Origin of the sequence: Flaviaestuariibacter amylovorans, from assembly GCF_039541815.1 — a bacterium.
GTDB classification, from domain to species: domain Bacteria; phylum Bacteroidota; class Bacteroidia; order Chitinophagales; family Chitinophagaceae; genus Flavisolibacter; species Flavisolibacter amylovorans.
Window position 1 is genome coordinate 255,052 of the sequence record NZ_BAABGY010000011.1, and the last position, 17,416, is coordinate 272,467.

Here is a 17,416-nt window from a genome sequence, read left to right on the forward strand (position 1 = left end):
ACGGGTACATTTTATAATGCAAGCACGTTGGTACATAGAACGCTGAAAATTATCGTTTGAGCGAAGATCGCCGGTAGAAATGCGAGTCGAGAGCATTCTCCTCTTCGGCGGAGATGAAGAGGCGGGTTCCATCGTACCACCTATCTTATAGAAGAGTCAGCAGCAGCGGAAGTAACGAAAGAAAAGCGCATCGGCGCCGATCGTATGTATCATACAACCCCGAAGCCTCGGGGCCGCGTTCCTTCTCTATCATTACCCCATTACCCCATTAGCACATTGCTACAATAGTCCCATCGCGTGGTTGAACTCCTCCTTGTAGGAGCGGCTCACCTTGAGGGCAGCGCGGTTGCGGAGCTCGAGCTTGTATTCGCCGTTGAAGTGGGCCTCGATGCCAGCGATGTATTCGGTGTGCACGATGGTGGAGCGGTGGATGCGCACGAAGCGCGCCGGGTCGAGCTTTTTCTGCACCTCGGAGATGGAGCAGCCTAGCAGGTGTGCGCCCTCGGCGGTGACGGCCTTGCAGTAATTGCCCGCCGCCTCAATGTAGTAGATGTCTTTCACGTTGATGATGCGGAGGCGCGGGCCGCTGCGGCAGGTGATGCGTTCCAGCGGGCCCGAGGGTTTCGCCGCGGGATACTGCTCCAGCAAGCGCTGCACGGGCGCATCGGTGCGGCCGGCATGCATGCGCCGCAGCCGCGCTGCCGCCTGCGCGAAGCGCTCCTCGTCGAACGGCTTCAGCAGGTAGTCGACGGCGCTCGCCTCGAAGGCATGCAGCGCATACTGATCGTAGGCAGTGGTGAAGACGACGAGGAAGGCATCCGGCTCGTCGAGTGCGGCCAGTAGCTCAATGCCGCTTTTGCCGGGCATCTGCACGTCGAGAAAGAGTACCTGCGGCTGCAGGCGGGGCAGGGCTTCGAGGGCGCTGTCGGCATTCGCGAACTCGCCCAGCAGCTCGAAGGAGCCGTCGCTCTCGATGTACTTGCGCAGCAGGCGCCGCGCATGCAGTTCGTCGTCTACCAGGATGCAGGTCAGCTTTTCCATCAGGCAGGAAGTATAAAGGTGGCTTCGGTGCCGGCAACGGGGCGCGCGCAGATCGAGAAGCGGGCGTTGCTGCCGTAATAATTCAGGATACGCTTGTGTACGTTGGAGAGGCCGATGCGGGGCTCGCCGCCGGCCTTCGGTGCGAAGCCGTGGCCGTCGTCGCGGATGGAGATGCGGCAGCCTTCGCCGTCGCGGCTGACGGCGATCTCGAGGAGGCCTTCCTCGCGGTTGCTGAAGGCATGGTGGAAGGCGTTCTCCACCACGGGTTGCAGCAGGAGGGGCGGCACGGCAAAGCCGCCGCATTCAGCGTCGACGTCGAAGCGGACGTCGATGCCTTCGCCGAAGCGGAGCTGCTGCAGCTGCACGTAGTTGCGCAGGTTGTCGAGCTCCTCCTGCAGGGTGATGCTGTTGCGGTTGCTGTATTGCAGCACGTTGCGCAGCAGGGTGCTGAGGCGCACGAGCATGGACGACGCCTGCTTCACCTCGCCCTGCTCGATGAGGGAGATGATGGCGTGGTGGGCGTTGAAGAGGAAGTGCGGGCGGATCTGCATGTTGAGGAACTGCAGCTTCAGCTCGTTGAGCTCGGCCAGCAACCTCGATTGCTCCAGCTCCCTTTGCTTGCGCTCATGCTGCGCGCGCAGGAAGTAGGCAAAGCCCTTGATGGCGATATACACCAGCAGGTAGTAGTTGAGGCGGGTAAGATAGGCGTTGGTGACGAGGCGGAGAAAGCGCTCATGGTTATTGGCCTGGGCGGCGCCGCTGAGGCGGCAGGTTTGCTCCATGTAAAGGAAGGAAACGCCTGTTTCCACCACGTAGGAAAGCGCGAAAAAGCAAAAGGCGAGACCGCACTCCTTCAGCACGAAGGCCGTGTCGAAGCGCGGGATGTCTTTCCTGACCAGCAGGATGTAGCGGAGCAGGTACACCGATACGATGGTCCAGAGGGTGAAGCGCCATACCGAGGGCATGTATTCGCACCACTGGTTGGGCACGAGGTAGGTGCGGGCAACATATTGCTGCAGCAGGTTGGAGGCGGCAAAGAGCACCCAGAACAGGAGGAGCCCGTTGCGGAAGCGGCGATAGATGGTGCTGATCTCCTGGTGTGCCATGATACCTGCAAAAGTAGTCCGGCCGGCGCAAACCGCGCAGGGGGCGGCACACGGCTCACCCGCCCCGGGCACGCTTCGTCCGGAGAGGGGGCGCCGACGGTCACGCTTTACCCGGCGGGCGCACGCTTCGTCAGGCAGGGTGCGGGCGGCAATACCGGGGCCGCTACTTTCGGAAAAATTAATCGTCATGAAAAAGATCACCCTCTCCCTCCTCGCCGCGGGCATGGCCCTCGCCTCCGTTGCCGCCGTCCAGAACGATCCCGGTAAGAAGGACAAAAAGAAAGACAAGACCGAGTGCTCCAAGAAATGCACCCAGAAGAAAGAGTGCAAGAAAGCATGAGGAAAAGCAGCCGGGAGGCTGCTTTTTTAATGGGGTAATGGGAGAATGGGGTAATGGGAGAATGGGGGAGTGGGGTGTTGTGGGTACTGTTCTATTGGGTAGCGGGACCGATGAGGGCGTTCCGGAACCGGGGCGGCAGGCTCCGGGTTTTCGGGGGAAGGGTAGGGCCGGAGCAAGGGTGTGGGAATGTCTTTTCCGGGCCAAAGCTGCGTGTCCGGCGGCTGCTTCCTGGGGGGCAAGTACCACCCTTGACGACGGGAACCGGCCCCTTTTCCGGGTGAAATGGTCCGGAAAAAAGGGTCATGAATAAGGTATTTTCCGCTGGAAACGAGCGGAGTGCCGTATTTTAACAGGATCTAAAGCATCAAAACTGGGTGGATTGCTTAGCTTTAGCCCCTTCCGGCCCTGTTCTTCAGGTGTCCTAAACAATAAGCTCCGAATATGACAAACGAAGAAATACAGACATTCTTGTCCAAACACCCCAACGACAGCTATGTAAAGATCTCCTTCAAAAAGCGCGACGCCATCTATGGCCTGTTCATCAAGGACCGCGATTTCGGCGACCTGAGTTCGAAGAACTTCTGGCGTATCGTGACCCGCACGAACTTCGACGCGTATAAGAAGTCGAAAGACATGAACTTGTCGCGCATCTTCCACGGCTCCGACTTCCAGAAGCTGAGCCTGCTGAAAGAAGAATTCTAGCAAACCTGCCGGCCCGGCCGGACGCATGATACAAAAGGCTGCCCTCCCGGGTGGCCTTTTTACATCAGGCGGGGCGCGGCGTCTTCCTGCGGGCGCCCTTCATCACGTATTCCCGGTGCTTCAGTCCCCACTGGTAGAGCTGTTCTACCAGCGGCTGCATCGTGCGGCCATGTTCGGTGAGCTCGTATTCCACCGTTATGGGCAGGGTATCATACACGGTGCGCGACACGAGCCCATGCTCCTCGAGCTCCTTCAGCTCCTTGGAGAGCATCTTGGGCGAGATGCCCTCGATCTTGCGGTGCAGCTCGCGGAAGCGGATATGCCCGAAGGTGAGGCCGATGATGATCGGGATCTTCCATTTGCCGCTCAGCACGTCGAGCGCGTCGCGCACCGGCAGCAGGCGCTGGGTGCATTCTTTAGGGTTGTGCGTTTCGGGCATGACGGGTGCTTTTGCTTTTGCCATGATGGTTTCCTCCGGTATACCGGTTACTTCTGGTAAACCGGTATACAAAGGTATACTGGTACCAAATAGTTACCAACCTGCCGGTAGGTTTGTGGAAACATTTTTTATGAAAAAGATCCGCATTGCTCATTGGGCGGCCACCGGCCTCTTCGCGCTCGCCATGGCGTTCAGCGCCTTCCTCTACTTCTCCTCCAGCCCCGACCTCGTCGCCGGCATGCAGCACCTGGGCTATCCCCGCTACCTGCTCGGCATCCTGGGCACCGCCAAAGCCCTCGGCGTGCTTGCCCTCCTGCAAACGCGCCTAGCCACGCTCCGCGAGTGGGCCTATGCCGGCTTCACCATCAACCTCATCGGCGCCGCCTGGTCGCACGCCGCCTCCGGCGACCCGCTCGCGCCCCCGATGTTCGTACTGGCGGCCCTTCTCGCCACCTCCTATGGCACCTGGAAATGGGGGCAGCGCGGCGCACCCCGGAAAGCTACCGGCCTCAACACCCGCTTTGCATGATCTCAGATCGGTGATCGCAGATCTGAGATCTTCGGGCCTGCGTCAACAATAGGTCAGCGATCACAAATCTGAGATCTATATGAGTGTGTGAGTAATACATCCCAAATCTTCATCGCGCGTCAGCAACAGATCTGAGATCCGAGATCACAGATCTGAGATCCCCCACGTGCGTCAGCCATAAATCTGAAATCAAACATCTGAAATCTGAGATCACCGATCCGCGATCACAGATCTGACATCCCTTACATCTCCTCTCCGAGGCAGCCCAGCTTGCGCAGCCGCGACAGCACCGCGCCCTTGTTGCGGCCGAAGTGGCGCGCGAGGTCGCTGAGCGACACCCCGCGGTGAAAGAGCTTGCGCAGCTCGTCGTCGGTTTCGGCGGTCCAGGCGGCAGCGCTGTTCTTATAGGCGAGGCGCTCCTCCATGAACGACACGGGCTCCTTGCCCGGGCGGCGGTAGCGCCCTTTGTCCCAGGACGGCGCTTTGGGGGCGGCCTCCACCGGCGGCGGCGGTGGCGCCACTACCTTGATCTGCGGTGCGGGCGTATAGTTCTTCGGGAGCATCGCCTCCGGCACATGCAGCCAGTACCTGGTGCGGGTGAGGGCTACATACAGGAGGTTGATCTCTTCGAATATCCTGGCGGCGTTTGCCTTCTTGTCGGCCGCGAGGCGCTCCGCTTTCGCTTCGGTGAAGAAGTCGGCCGCGAGGTGCACGGTGTCGTACTCCATGCCCTTGGCGCGGTGCACGGTGGAGAAGATCATTTCGGCAGTGCCGCGCTCGCCGTCGCCCACATGCTTCGCCTTGAGCGACTTCAGCAGGTCAAAGATCTCGTTGCCGTACTCTTTCACGATCTCCACCAGCGTGGAGAGGCTCGCGTCCTCGGTCTTCTCGATGTATTCCTCCAGCTCGTCGAGGTCTTTCATGCCTTTGAGGAGCGGGTCGCGGATCTTGTCGTGCTTGCCGTTCGACAGGTAGAGCACATCGTACAGCGAGGCGCCCTCGTCGGCATAGGTGTAGGAGTTGATGTTGCCCTCGAAGTAAATACGCTTGACGTCGCGGTTGTCGGTGATGAAGCGGATGGCCTGCAGCAGGAGGCCCAGGTTGCTGCGGGCGATGGTGGCGCAGGACTTGCCGTCAGCCGCCCGCTTGCTGCCGCCTTTGATGTCGACGAGCGGCATGTCGCCGAAGTAGCCTTTCCAGGAAAGCACCGATACGGCCAGCGACGCGATCGGCGGACCGAAGCGGAACGAGGTGGAGAGGGTATAGGTCGGGAAGTCGACGCCATCGAGCGCGTTGACCGCGTGGCGCCACCCGTAGATCTGCTGGTGCGTATCGCCGACGATGAGCTTGGTGGCACGCTGCCGGAGGAACACGTCGAGCATGGCGGGAGAGGCGTCCTGTCCCTCGTCGAAAAGAATATAGTCGTAATCGAGCTGCGGCTCCTTGAGCTGGAACTTCTTGAGGTAGAAGTCATGGGTACACTCGATGAGGCCCTTGTCCATTTTCGCGAGCAGCATGCGGGTGCCGTGCTCGATCTGGGCGTAGTGGGTGCGCACGAAGCTGCGGGCCTTTTCTTCCTGCACGAGGTCGGTGTAATTGAGGTCCTGCACGCGGCGCGCGTCGGAGTTGCAGAAGAAGGCCACGAACTTGCCCACGTGGTTGGCGAGGATGTGGGCGCCGTGCTTCTCGCCGGCGGCGTTGAGCCCGAGCAGGCCGGCGAGCTCGCGGGTGGCGTAGCCGGTGGCGCGCACGCGGTAGCCCTGCGCGGGCACCACGTGGCGGAAGGCCAGCGAGTGGGCCGTTTCCACGCGCACGTTGTGGAGGCCGAGGGCGGCGAATCGTGCTTCTGCCTCGGTGCGCACGGTGCGGTTGAAGGCGAGGTAGAGGATTCTTGCGCCGGCCGGGCGCGAGGCGGCATACTGGATGAGTGTGGTGGTCTTGCCCGAGCCGGCCACTGCGTTGATCTTGAGGTTGCCGGGCGCGGATAGGATGGCTTGCTGCTCGGGGGTAGGCGTAAAGGCGGGTGCGGGCATAGGAGCGGCAAAGGTAGGACGAGGGATCTGCGCATGTCGGATCTTTGGATCTCGGATCTCAGGCATAGTGAGGATTTTCGGTATACGCACGGAAAGCGAAAGGAGCCGTTGGTAAGTGGGTGCTGCACCTCAATGCGGAACGCGCACCCTTCAACAAAGGCGGACTACCAAGGAAATGCCTGCCGCGGGCGGTTACCGGTGGCGCATCCGGCGAAGGGCATTACCCAAACCCCATTACTCCATCCACCCTCCCTCGACAAGCTCGGGACGATAAGTGTCTTTTGTCAGGCTGAGCCTGTCGAAGCCACCCCATCCGCACATGCGCCTTTCTCCCGCAGCCACCAGTCCTGGTAAATGCGGTCGAGCTCAGCTTCCGCGGAGGGGTTGAAGAGGTCGTGGAAGCACTGGCTCAGCGTGATGCCGTCCAGGTCCACGAAAGTGCAGGCATTGTCCACGATATCGTGCTGCGGGCGAAAGAGGGGCCCGTTGTCATCGTCGATGAAATCGAGGTAGAAGCAGCGGCTGTGGCCGTCGCTGCCGGAAGCATCGTTGAAGGTAAGCTCCACCTGTACCCAATCTGCGGTCTGCGACAAGAGGAGGGAGCGCAGGTCGGGTGCGATCCAGCTGCCCCAGCGCCGCTTCAGCGCCGGCAGGAGCTCGAGGGCCTGTTTTTCTTCCAGTGCGGTCATAGTGTCGGTTGATTGATGAGGAATGCTCCGAAGTTCCGGCCGCCGGTTGCGCCGTTCCAAAGGTTTTTCACCCCGTTTTCCTGTTTTTATTCCCGGAAAATCCGGTGAATTTCCTGCTTCAAATATGCTAAAAAATTTAGTATTTCTGGTATGGTCTTGGTATTATTTCTTTCAAATCGAAGCATATGAACAAGAAAAATAATCCGCGCGCCGACGAAACCCCGCGCAGCAATACCATCAAGGATCCCGACCAGTGGACCACCGGCGACGAGCAGATGACCGGCGCCCAGCGCTCCTACCTCAGTACCCTGTCGCAGGAAGCCGGCGAGGAGGCCGAAGAAGACCTCACCAAGGCCGAGGCATCCAAGAAGATCGACGAGCTGCAGGACAAGACCGGGCGAGGAAAGTAAAGACGGATTCATAGGCGTCTCCCCCGGCTGAAAAAGGAAGTAAAGACGCATTCCTATGCGTCTCCTCCGGCCGAACAAGGAACAGAGAACAAGGAACAGGGAATAAGGAACAGAGAACATAGAGCATGGAAAACCAGAGACGCACGGTGTGCGTCTTTTTTATTTCCGGCAGGTGAAAACGGACACCATCGGGCCGCTACCCATACCGGGCAGTCCTCGGCTTGCTGATCTATTTGTGGAGTCAATCCAGCTTCAGAGGGCAAGGGAATTACAACGGCGGATAGCGCCATTAGCACATTAACACTTTAGCACATCAGCACATTCCCTCCTCGTTCATCGTCATTTTCGACCATTGGGCCGGATGCCGGCCGGCGGAAGCGTTTCGGCTGCCTTATTTTGGGGTATGTACGCTTCTTTCCGAAAACCCGCTTTCCTGCCGCTGCTCTTCCTGGCTGGTGCCGTGCAGGCACAGGAGGGCCCCGTAACCGTGGAGGTGCGCGAGGGCTCCGGCCCGCTGGCGGCCGCTACCGTGGAGGTGCTGTCGGCCCGCGACTCGGCCCTCGTCAAGGTCGGCGTCACCGATGCGCGCGGCGCTGTGAGCTTTCCCCGGCTGCCGGCCGCCCCGCTGTTCCTGCGCGTGTCGCACGCCGGCTTCAGCACCTACCGCTCTGCCCCCTTCACACCCACTGGCGGCGCCTCCCTCCCGGTGGTGCGCCTGCAGCCGGCATCAGGTACCCTGGCCGGCGTTACCGTGGCGTCGCGGCGCCCCTTCGTGGAGCAGAAGCCGGGTAAGACGATCGTGAACCTGGAGAGCAGCATCTCGGCGGTGGGTACCTCGGTGGCCGAAGCGCTCGAGCGCCTGCCTGGTGTATCGATGGACCGCAACGGGAGCATCGCCCTCAAGGGACGTCCCGGCGTGGCCGTGTACATCGACGGCAAGGCCACCAACCTGTCGGGCGCCGAGCTCGCCACCCTGCTGCAGGGCATGAGCGCTTCGGGCATCAGCCAGATCGAGCTCATGGACCAGCCGCCGGCACGCTATGAGGCCGCGGGTGGCGCGGGCGTCATCAACATCATTACGAAAAAGACAAAGCAAAGCGGTTTCAACGGCTCGCTCTCCACCGCCCTCACGCAGGGCCGCTACCCGAAGTCCAACAACAACGCCCAGCTCGCCTGGCGCGGCGGCCGCTGGAGCATCTCCACCAACTACAGCCTCAACGCGGCCCGTAATTATACGGATATCGAGGCGCTGCGCACCTACTATGCAGCCGACGGTAAAACGGTCGTGGCCCGCTACGATCAGCCGAGCCGGCAACGGGGCCGCAACACCGTGCACAGCCTGCGCACCGCCATCGACTATACGCTGAACAAGCGCACCACGCTCGGCCTCACGCTCAACGGTATCACCGTGCGCCGCAAGGGCACTTCGCGCAACGAAGCCTTTTGGGAAGGCAGCACCGGGGCCGATTCGGCCGTGCTGCATACCGACGGCAGCAATGCCAACCGCTGGCGCAACGGCGGCGCGGGACTCAGCCTCCGCCATAATATCAGCGCCACGCGCCAGCTATCGGTGGACCTCGACGGGCAGTGGTACCGCATGCGCGGCGACCAGCTCGTGGAGAACAGCGCCGTGGGCACGGGTACCTTCGAGGGTCTTCGCTCCGAGGCGCCGGGCAAGCTGCGCATCCTCTCGGCCCGCGTCGACTGGAGCGCCCGCACAAAGCGCTGGAGCCTTGAGACCGGCGCCCGCTGGTCCGATATCCGCACCGACAACGAGGTGCTGTTCGACCGCCGTACCGAGAGCGTGCCCTGGAGCCAGGACCTCGGGCGGAGCAACCACTTCCTCTACCACGAGCGCATCGGGGCGCTGTATGGCTCCGCCGAGCACAGCATGGGCAAATGGACGATCCAGGGCGGTCTCCGCTTCGAGGGCACGGCCTACGACGCGCGCCAGCTGGGCAATGCGCAGGTGAAGGACTCTTCGTTCTCGCGCAGCTACGCCAGCCTGTTCCCGACCCTGTTCGTGACCTGGAATGCCGACAGCAGCCATACCTGGACCTTCTCGGCCGGTCGCCGCATCGATCGCCCGCCCTTTCAAAAGCTGAATCCATTTACCGCCATCATCAACGCGTATACGGTACAGCGCGGCAACCCCTACTTCCGTCCGCAATACAGCTGGAACACGGAGCTCACGCATGTGTACAAGGGCTGGCTCATTACCGGCGTCGGCTACAGTATTACTACCGATTACTTTGCGCAACTGTTCCCGGTGGATCCCGGCGGACTCGTGGTATATACCGAGGGCAATCTCGGCAAGCTGCAGGTGCTGAGCGCCAATGTCGGCGTGCAGCGCTCGCCAACCAAATGGTGGAGCCTCAACACGAGCCTGCTGGTGCAGCACAAGATCCAGGAGGGCTTCGTGGAGCGTGACTATACCGCGCGCATCACGCAGGCCACGCTCAACATGACCAACAGCTTCCGCTTTGGCAAGGGCTGGTCGGCGGAGCTTGGCGGGCAGTACATCACGCGTAGCCAGGTCGACATCCAGGAGGTGCTGGACCCTTCGGGGCAGCTGTCGGTGGGTGTTGCGAAGTCGATCCTGAAGGGCCAGGGCACCCTGCGCCTCGCCGGCCGCGACCTCTTTCACACACAATGGATCAAAGGCGACACGTTCTTCAAGGGCGTGCACGAGTGGTTCAAGGTGTCGCGCGATACGCGGGTAGTGGCGCTGGCCTTCCAGTGGCGCTTCGGCAAAGCCTTCAAGCAAAGCAAGCGCACGCAGGTAGAAGAGATGCAACGCGTGGGAAACGGGTAGGGAACAATAGAACAAGGAACAGGGAATGTTGAATGTCGAATCGTGTAGACTCAACCAGCCCACGGCTTCAGCCGTGGGTTTTCGATTTATACCCAGCCCATGGCTTTAGCCATGGGGACAAGGAATAATTGAACAAGGAACAGGGAACAAAGAACAAAAAAAGAGACGCACACGTGCGTCTCTTTTCATTTGCGGTTTATTGTCCATAGCCGAAGCCGCCGGGGTGTTCTCTTTTCGGCTCGTCGGCGGGCTTGCCGTAGTTGATGGGCGGGATGTGCGTGGGCGCTGTCGGTTCTTCGGGCGGAGCGGGTGCTGCGGCAGCTGCAGGGGGCTCGGGGGCAGGTGACGGTATTTCTACGGTCGCGGGCGCATCCGCTTTTACTTCGGGTGCCAGCGCCGCCGGCTTCTCGGTGGGCGTTACGCGGCCGTGCTCCAGCATCTTCGGGAAGTCGTGATAGGTCTTGTTGGCGGCGGTGCCGTGGGCGCTGAAGACCTCGGTGCCGTCGTACACGGTATGGGCGCCGATGTAGTTGGTGGACAGGCCCATCAGCTTTTTCTGGATGATGGGGCGGCGGATGAGCACGGCGCGGGCCGACTCGAGCAGCGCGGTGGCTTTCGTCCAGGCATCGGCATCGGTGCTGTCGCCGAGCGGGTTCTTGATGGTGGTGAGGCCCAGCAGGCTTTGCTCGGGGTTGCGGGCATATACGCCGAATTCGATGTGGCCGCGGAAGGCCGTATCGGCCAGGCTGATGGAAGAGAGCAGGCCACCGGCCTCGTTGGCATAGAAAGAAGCATGCAGGTCTTTCTGGTAAAGAAGAGACAGGTTGTTGAATTGCTGGAAGTAGCCAAAGAGGTCGTTCGCCGCACCGGCTTCGGTCTTCCCGAATACGATCACGATGTCGAGCTCGGGGTTGTGCTGGTGGGTGGCGAGCAGGCGGCGGAAGTGCTCGTCGAGCGCGAGGGTGGGCAGGAGCAGGAGGATGCTCTTCTTCGCGTGCAGGAACACGGCGTTGAGGCGCTCTTCAAGTTCAAACCGGGTCAGGAATTCGGCCATGAGGGGTGTTTGGTTTAGGGCGGTAAATTATCGAAAAGCGGGCGGATTCGGCGCGGGGTAGTGGGCACGTTTTGCAGGGTGGCCGGCGCATGCGCCTCTCTTTCCCTAAAGCGGCACGCGGGTTTCTCGCGGAGACGCCAAGGCGCGGAGCACGCAGAGGATTCCTGCCTACGGCATACTTGTTTTACCCAGCAGTACGGCGGCGCAGCGGCACGGCGCATCTTGTTGGCAACCCAACTGCACCCTTCAAACTGCCCAAACACAGCCTTGTCCGGCATTTCCGGTTATCCTATCTTCGCTGCCTATGTCGCAACAACGTCCCGCCGAAACGGCTATCAACCTGCAGCTGAAAGGCCTGGAGATCCTCCACGCCTCCTGCAACGTGCCTGAGAACCCCCAGGTTTCCATGGCCAACTTCCATTTCAACATCAACCTCGACCACAAGGCCGAATTCTCGCAGAACCTCCTGGCCGTCATCGTGAGCGTAGAAGTACGTTCCGAAGACCAGCAGCAGGTGTTCGGTGCCCTCGTGCTGAGCAATATCTTCAGCATCGAGAACATCGACACCGTAGTGGGCATCGATCCCGAGAACGGTCAGCTGCAGATCCCGCAGGTGCTCGCCGAGCTCCTCGCCACGCAGTCGATCGCAACGGCGCGCGGCACCCTGTTCGGTATGTTCAAGGGTACCTTCATGCACCACGCCTTCCTGCCGATCATCGACACGCGCTCCTTCCAGCCGCAGCCGCAGCAGTAAGGAAGCAAAGACGGATACGAAATGGAAAGACGCAGCCACTGCGTCTTTTTTGTTCGCGCTTGTAAGGCGTTCAGTAGAGAGGAAGAGTTTTCTTACCGCTAAGAAAAGAAGAAGCTAAGGCCCTTCGGCAAGCTCAGGGTGACAAGGGACGCTAAGAGGCTGTCGATTGGTCTATTTGTCTATTAGTAAGAGGCGACTCTGTTGAGCCGTCTTCACGGTAGCCGGCGTCACGCTGATGCACCGTAACCGTACTCTCTGTTGCAGGCACTTCGCTATTGGATGCGACGCATCATGATGCGTCGTTGCGATGCTTCGGATCAAGTTTAGGGTGCCGGCATCGATTGTGTTCCAAAGCCAGCGGGAGTACCCTCCGGCACCACTGCCCTGTAGATCTGACATCATCACCTCTGACATCTGACATCCCCTCACACCGGTAGCTCCACGCGCAGCGTGCAGCCCGCGCCGGGCGCGCTGTCGCAGGTGGCGGCGCCGGCGAGGCTCTCCACGCGCGTGCGGATGTTGGAGAGGCCGATGCCACCCCCACGCTCGCCGGGGTCGAAGCCACAGCCGTTGTCGGAAACGAGCACCAGCAGCCGTTCGCCGGTAAAGCCGAAGGAGACGCTCACGCGCGTGGCCTGCGCGTGCTTGAGCACGTTGGTGAGTCCCTCCTGCAGAATGCGGTACACCGCCAGGTGGATGGTGCCGTCGACCTCGAGCTGCTCGATGGCCTCCGTGTCGAGCGCCACCTGTATTTTCCCGGTGGCGGCCACCGCATCGGTGAGCTCGCGTACCGACTCCTCGAGGCGGATCTTGCCGAGCGAGGGCGCCGAGAGGCGCTTCGACAGGCTGCGGATAGCGGTGATGGATTCCTGCAGGAGGCGGATCGAGCGCTGCGTGAGCTCGTCGCGGTCGCCGATGCCGGAAAGGCACAGCTCCTGGTACAGCTTCACGGTGGTGAGCACCTGATTGACGTTGTCGTGCAGCTCCTGGCTCACGGCCGAGCGCTCGGCCTCCTGCGCCTCGATCACGGCGGCGGTGGTGCGCTTGCGCTGCTCCTCCAGCTCCTGCTCGAGCTGCTTGCGCGCGGTAATGTCTTTACGGATGCTGAAATACAGCTCCACGGCTCCGTCGGCATCGAAGAGCGGCTGCACGTGCATTTCCGACCAGAAGGGCTCGCCGTTCTTTTTGTAGTTGAGCACTTCGACGCGGAAGGGCTGTGCCTTCCGGTACTGCTCACGGATAAAGGCATGAAGCTCGGGGTCGCCGGCGGGGCCTTCGAGCACGGAGGCCGGCGTACGTCCCAGCATCTCTTCGAGGGTATAGCCGGTCATGCGGGTGAAGGCCGCGTTCACCCAGGTCGTTTTGCGGTCGGGGGTGATGATCACGACGCCGTCTTCCATCTCGGTGGCGATCATCGAGAGCAGGCGCAGCTCCTCCTCGCGGCGGCGTCGGCCGGTGATGTCGGTCATCATCATGAAGTAATACAGCACGGCCCCTTCGGCATCGTGCACGGGCTGGGCGCTGCATTCGGTGATGATCTCGGCGCCGTCCTTATTGTAGTTCACGAACTCGCCCACGAACTCATGACCCGCCTCAAGCGCGTTGCGGAAAGCGCGCATCTGCGCTTCGTCGGTGCGGGGGCCGGCGAGCAGCTCGCTGGTGCGGCGCCCGAGGGCTTCTTCCTCGGTGAACCCGAACAGCTTGGTATACGCTCCGTTGATCCAGGTAACGCGGAAGGCGGTATCGAGCAACGACACGGCATTGGTGGTTTGCCGGGCGATGAGCGAGAGCATCCGGAGCTCCTCCTCGCTGCGCTTCTGCTCGGAGATGTCGCGGAAGAACACCGAGATCTTCTGCACGGCCACGTAGGCATGCAGCTCCATCCACCGACGCGTGAAGGGCGAAAAGATGATGCGGTGCACCGGTGTAGGGTCGGCCGCAAGCCGGCGGAAGATGCCGGCGTATTCTGATTCCTCGAAGCCGGAATAGAGTTCCGGGAACAATTGTCCGAGCGCGGCGCTGCGCGGGATGCCCGTCATGCGCTCGGCCTCCTTGTTCCAGTAGAGGATGCGGCCTTCGAGATCGGTGGTGATGAAGCCGTCGTTCATCTGCTCGAGCACGGCCACCATGGAGGCATGCTGGTTGCGGAGCTGCTCGCCATAGCTGCGGCGCTCCAGTTCGGCGCGGCGCTTCTCAGTGATGTCGTTCAGCTTGCCTACCATGCGCAGCGCGGCGCCCGATCCATCGCGCACGATGTGCCCGAGCTCGTGCACGATAAAGTAGTTGCCGTCTTTTTTGCGCAGGCGGTAGGTGGCTTCCCATACCGATGCGGATTCGTTGGCCAGCACTGCCCTCAGCTTGCGGGTGGTTTCCGCGAAGTTGGCCGGGTGCAGGGCTTCTTCCCACTGGGCGGTGGTGCGCAGCTCGTCGGGGTGGTAGCCGAAGATGCGGTGGAGGCCATCGCCCCACTGCAGCTCGTCGGTCATGAGGTCCCAGTCGTAGATGGCGTCGCTCTTGGCGGCGAGGGCGAAGCGCTCGTGCGAGCGGCGCAGCTCCTCCTCGGTGGCTTTTTGCTGCGTGGTGTCGCGGAAGAAAATGGAGAGGCCGGTGGAGGAGGGGTGTGCGTCGACGCTGAACCATTTGCCGAACACGTCGAGCCATACTTCGAAATGCACCGGCCGGTGGGTGCGGATGGCCTCGTGGTACTGCTCGTAGCAGGCGGAGTCGCGCACCGACGGGAAGCTCTCCCAAAGGTTGCGGCCGATATAATCCGCCACGTTGATGCCAAGCATGCTCTGCACGCGCGGGTTGGCATACTGGATCACCCATTGGTGGTCGACCGAGAAGAAGCCGTCGGCGATCCGCCCGAGCATCTCCTGCATCTGGTGGTGCTGGCGGCGGATCTCGGTGTCGAGCTGCGAGCGGAGGCGCTCCTTCTCGAGCTTCTCGGAGGCGTCCTTGGCGATGCAGAACATCGTTTGCCCGGCTTCGTCCCAGCGCGCCGACCAGAGGATGGGGATGATGGCTCCGTCCTTACGCCGGTAGCGGTTCTGGAAGTCGGTCATATCGGTGCCGCTCATGATGGCCGTAGCCGCGGCAACGGTGAGGGCATGGTCTTCCGGGATCACGTAGTCCATATAGGCCCTGCCGATGAGTTCCTCGGGCGCGTAGCCCCATACCTGCAGGGAAGCCCGGCTCACCAGCACGAAGCGGCCGTCGCCGTCGATGGAGCAGATAACGTCCGGCGACGAGTCGAACAGCTGCTGGAGCTGGCTCGGGGTGGGATAGCGGGGAGCGGTATCCGGGTGGGCGGACGGAAAGAGGGGGCTTTGCATCGGATGTGGAAAGTCTTGAAAGGTACAAAACCCGGCGGAGCGGCCTTCAGAAAGGCTTCGTAAAACTACTACCGCTCCGGGAGAAGACTTAACCAGGGCTAGGCAGATACCCTGATCAGAAAGGCTGTGCAGGGCACGGATTGCCTCAGCCGGCATCCCTTATATTCTGTTTGAATCAGCGATCTTTCTGCCTGTCTGGCCGTGCAAGCACGGCATGCGGGGCTTTCGCCCCTTTTCACCCCGAAGCTTCGGGAGCGCCGTCGCGATAAGGCCGCTTGGGGCCGACAATTCCGGTCTTCCCGAAAGCACATGCACTCGAACAGCGGCTGAGGCTATCAGGGCCACCGGGGCGGACGCTCCATGTTACCTTTTCATTAATTAACTGTTACCGGAAGCTCATGCGGGTTTTGGCAGGCCCCGGGGCCTAGTTTTGCGGCGATTAATTTTCCATGAACAAATTGTTACGCACCCTCGGATGCACCCTCGGCCTTGTAGCTTCAACGGTTTTGCCCGCCACCGCGCAGAAAGACAGCGCCGCCGGCCAGAAGCCATCAAAGTGGTTCGACAAGATCTCGATCCGCGGCTATATGCAGGTGCGCTATAACCGCCTGCTCGAGACGAACCCGCAGCTGAAGTGCGACCAGTGCGACCGCTCCATCGGTGAGGACGGCGGGCTCTTCGTGCGGCGGATGCGGGTCATCATCTTCGGACAGGTGAGCGAGCGGGTGTATTTCTACGTGCAGCCCGACTTCGCCTCCTCGGTGGGCACCACCCAGCACATCGGGCAGATCCGCGACATGTACATCGACCTCGGCCTGGATAAGAAGAACGAGTACCGCCTCCGCCTGGGGCAGAGCAAGATCCCCTTCGGCTTCGAGAACATGCAGTCGAGCCAGAACCGCATGCCCCTCGACCGTGCCGACGCGCTCAACAGCGCCCTCTCCAACGAGCGGGACCTGGCGGCCCTCTTTTACTGGGCGCCCCGGAAGATCCGCGACCGCTTCTCCGAGCTCGTAAGCGAGGGGTATAAGGGCTCGGGCGATTACGGCGTGGTGGGCTTTGGTGTGTTCAACGGGCAAACCGCCAACCGCCCCGAGCAGAACGATCAGCTGCACGTGGTGGGCCGCGTGGCTTACCCCTTTGCCGTGGGCAACCAGATCATCGAGCCGGCGCTCCAGGCCTATACAGGCCGCTACGTGGTGACGGCCGACCAGCTTTCGGCGGGCGTAAAGGTGCGCCCCGGCGGCGAGTACACCGACGAGCGCGTGGCCGCCACCTTCGTGCTTTACCCGCGGCCGTTCGGCATCCACGCCGAGTACAACGTGGGCCGGGGCCCCGAGTTCAACCCGGTTACGGACTCCATCGAGACGCGCCGCCTCGAAGGCGGCTACGTGACCCTGCACTACATGCTGAAGGCGGGCAAGCAGTTCTTCTTCCCCTTTGTGCGCGGCCAGTATTACTCGGGCGGTAAGAAGTTCGAGACCGATGCCCGTAGTTATACGGTGCGCGACCTCGAGATCGGCCTGGAGTGGCAGCCGATGAAGAACTTCGAATTCGTGGCCGAGTACATGATCTCCGATCGCCGCTTCGAAGATTTCCGCAAGCAGCATAACCGGCAGCGCGGCAACCTGCTGCGCCTGCAGGCACAGTTGAATTTTTAGCCCACCCCACCCCCGGCCCCTCCCCGGGAGGGAGGGGAGTTAGAGATCCCGCTTATTCGGGCGATTGGTGAAAACGATTGGTCATCGTTCGCCGCGCTGGTGTTTTTACGCACCACGTACCAAACTAATACGCGCCCACTTTATCGTACAAACAAATCATACCGCTTATTTCGCACAGTGAAGACATCGGCCGTTTTTCGTATATCCGCGTTGATCGTATCAATCATAAAAATCTGCGTTCCTTCTCTCCTTCGGCGCGGGTTCGGCCTGCTGCATAGCCGTGCTGTCGCTTCATCGTACCAACAAATCATACTGCTTGTCCCGGACAGTGAAGTCATTGGCCTTTTTCTCTGTATCCGCGCTCATCGTATAGATCATAACCATCTGCGTTCTTTCTCTCCCCGCGAAGCCCGGCGGCAACACGCTGCATTTAATTAACAGGGCGTGCGGCATTTAAAGCCTACCTTCACCCTGCAATCATTTGAGCCTCGCAACCAGTCCGGTTTAA

14 protein-coding genes are annotated in these 17,416 nt (G+C 61.2%); 7 read left to right on the forward strand and 7 right to left on the reverse strand.

The window, feature by feature from the left end; genetic code table 11:
- Positions 1-279 precede the first annotated feature (279 nt).
- Positions 280-1,041, reverse strand: coding sequence for a LytR/AlgR family response regulator transcription factor (locus ABD937_RS17970; protein ID WP_345257220.1), 762 nt, complete (start codon positions 1,039-1,041; stop codon positions 280-282).
- Positions 1,041-2,147 carry a sensor histidine kinase gene (locus tag ABD937_RS17975; protein ID WP_345257221.1) on the reverse strand — a complete coding sequence of 369 codons (1,107 nt, stop codon included), beginning with the start codon at positions 2,145-2,147 and terminating at the stop codon, positions 1,041-1,043. Before ABD937_RS17975 ends, ABD937_RS17970 begins: the two co-directional genes overlap by 1 nt.
- A gap of 187 nt (positions 2,148-2,334) precedes the next feature.
- Here ABD937_RS17975 and ABD937_RS17980 point away from each other — a divergent pair, with 187 nt between their 5' ends.
- Positions 2,335-2,487, forward strand: coding sequence for a hypothetical protein (locus ABD937_RS17980; protein WP_345257222.1), 153 nt, complete (start codon positions 2,335-2,337; stop codon positions 2,485-2,487).
- A gap of 468 nt (positions 2,488-2,955) precedes the next feature.
- Positions 2,956-3,189, forward strand: coding sequence for a short-chain dehydrogenase (locus ABD937_RS17985; protein ID WP_345257223.1), 234 nt, complete (start codon positions 2,956-2,958; stop codon positions 3,187-3,189).
- 64 nt (positions 3,190-3,253) lie between these two features.
- Here the strand turns inward: ABD937_RS17985 and ABD937_RS17990 are convergent, their stop codons facing one another.
- Positions 3,254-3,652 carry a winged helix-turn-helix transcriptional regulator gene (locus ABD937_RS17990; protein ID WP_345257224.1) on the reverse strand — a complete coding sequence of 133 codons (399 nt, stop codon included), beginning with the start codon at positions 3,650-3,652 and terminating at the stop codon, positions 3,254-3,256.
- Positions 3,653-3,758: 106 nt separating this feature from the next.
- Between ABD937_RS17990 and ABD937_RS17995 the strand changes: the two genes are divergently transcribed.
- On the forward strand, positions 3,759-4,157 hold the full coding sequence (locus ABD937_RS17995) for a DoxX family protein (RefSeq protein ID WP_345257225.1): 399 nt from the start codon (positions 3,759-3,761) through the stop codon (positions 4,155-4,157).
- 242 nt (positions 4,158-4,399) lie between these two features.
- Here the strand turns inward: ABD937_RS17995 and ABD937_RS18000 are convergent, their stop codons facing one another.
- The gene (locus tag ABD937_RS18000) at positions 4,400-6,256 is read right to left on the reverse strand and encodes a UvrD-helicase domain-containing protein (protein ID WP_345257226.1); all 1,857 of its coding nucleotides are present in this window, start codon (positions 6,254-6,256) and stop codon (positions 4,400-4,402) included.
- A 218-nt stretch (positions 6,257-6,474) separates the two neighbouring features.
- A complete protein-coding gene (locus ABD937_RS18005; protein ID WP_345257228.1) occupies positions 6,475-6,879 on the reverse strand; it encodes a hypothetical protein in 405 nt (134 codons plus the stop codon).
- Positions 6,880-7,064: 185 nt separating this feature from the next.
- On the opposite strand from ABD937_RS18005, the gene ABD937_RS18010 reads away from it, so the two are divergent.
- The gene (locus ABD937_RS18010; protein ID WP_345257229.1) at positions 7,065-7,289 is read left to right on the forward strand and encodes a DUF3072 domain-containing protein; all 225 of its coding nucleotides are present in this window, start codon (positions 7,065-7,067) and stop codon (positions 7,287-7,289) included.
- Between the two features lie 403 nt (positions 7,290-7,692).
- Positions 7,693-10,104 carry an outer membrane beta-barrel protein gene (locus ABD937_RS18015; protein WP_345257230.1) on the forward strand — a complete coding sequence of 804 codons (2,412 nt, stop codon included), beginning with the start codon at positions 7,693-7,695 and terminating at the stop codon, positions 10,102-10,104.
- 196 nt (positions 10,105-10,300) lie between these two features.
- Here ABD937_RS18015 and ABD937_RS18020 read toward each other — a convergent pair whose 3' ends face one another.
- Positions 10,301-11,158: a hypothetical protein gene (locus tag ABD937_RS18020; protein ID WP_345257231.1), complete on the reverse strand. Its 858-nt coding sequence runs from the start codon at positions 11,156-11,158 to the stop codon at positions 10,301-10,303.
- 304 nt (positions 11,159-11,462) lie between these two features.
- On the opposite strand from ABD937_RS18020, the gene ABD937_RS18025 reads away from it, so the two are divergent.
- The gene (locus tag ABD937_RS18025) at positions 11,463-11,912 is read left to right on the forward strand and encodes a hypothetical protein (RefSeq protein ID WP_345257232.1); all 450 of its coding nucleotides are present in this window, start codon (positions 11,463-11,465) and stop codon (positions 11,910-11,912) included.
- A 425-nt stretch (positions 11,913-12,337) separates the two neighbouring features.
- Here ABD937_RS18025 and ABD937_RS18030 read toward each other — a convergent pair whose 3' ends face one another.
- Positions 12,338-15,247, reverse strand: a complete 2,910-nt coding sequence (locus ABD937_RS18030; protein ID WP_345257233.1) for a PAS domain-containing sensor histidine kinase — start codon at positions 15,245-15,247, stop codon at positions 12,338-12,340.
- 449 nt (positions 15,248-15,696) lie between these two features.
- On the opposite strand from ABD937_RS18030, the gene ABD937_RS18035 reads away from it, so the two are divergent.
- On the forward strand, positions 15,697-16,908 hold the full coding sequence (locus ABD937_RS18035; protein ID WP_345257234.1) for a porin: 1,212 nt from the start codon (positions 15,697-15,699) through the stop codon (positions 16,906-16,908).
- Positions 16,909-17,416 lie beyond the last annotated feature (508 nt).

Bases quoted from the DNA above. Each gene is read 5' to 3' on its own strand.
- ABD937_RS17970 (WP_345257220.1), bottom strand. From the start codon at position 1,041: ATGGAAAAGCTGACCTGCATCCTGGTAGACGACGAACTGCATGCGCGG.
- ABD937_RS17975 (WP_345257221.1), bottom strand. From the start codon at position 2,147: ATGGCACACCAGGAGATCAGCACCATCTATCGCCGCTTCCGCAACGGG.
- ABD937_RS17980 (WP_345257222.1), top strand. From the start codon at position 2,335: ATGAAAAAGATCACCCTCTCCCTCCTCGCCGCGGGCATGGCCCTCGCC.
- ABD937_RS17990 (WP_345257224.1), bottom strand. From the start codon at position 3,652: ATGGCAAAAGCAAAAGCACCCGTCATGCCCGAAACGCACAACCCTAAA.
- ABD937_RS17995 (WP_345257225.1), top strand. From the start codon at position 3,759: ATGAAAAAGATCCGCATTGCTCATTGGGCGGCCACCGGCCTCTTCGCG.
- ABD937_RS18000 (WP_345257226.1), bottom strand. From the start codon at position 6,256: ATGCCTGAGATCCGAGATCCAAAGATCCGACATGCGCAGATCCCTCGT.
- ABD937_RS18005 (WP_345257228.1), bottom strand. From the start codon at position 6,879: ATGACCGCACTGGAAGAAAAACAGGCCCTCGAGCTCCTGCCGGCGCTG.
- ABD937_RS18010 (WP_345257229.1), top strand. From the start codon at position 7,065: ATGAACAAGAAAAATAATCCGCGCGCCGACGAAACCCCGCGCAGCAAT.
- ABD937_RS18015 (WP_345257230.1), top strand. From the start codon at position 7,693: ATGTACGCTTCTTTCCGAAAACCCGCTTTCCTGCCGCTGCTCTTCCTG.
- ABD937_RS18020 (WP_345257231.1), bottom strand. From the start codon at position 11,158: ATGGCCGAATTCCTGACCCGGTTTGAACTTGAAGAGCGCCTCAACGCC.
- ABD937_RS18025 (WP_345257232.1), top strand. From the start codon at position 11,463: ATGTCGCAACAACGTCCCGCCGAAACGGCTATCAACCTGCAGCTGAAA.
- ABD937_RS18030 (WP_345257233.1), bottom strand. From the start codon at position 15,247: ATGCAAAGCCCCCTCTTTCCGTCCGCCCACCCGGATACCGCTCCCCGC.
- ABD937_RS18035 (WP_345257234.1), top strand. From the start codon at position 15,697: ATGAACAAATTGTTACGCACCCTCGGATGCACCCTCGGCCTTGTAGCT.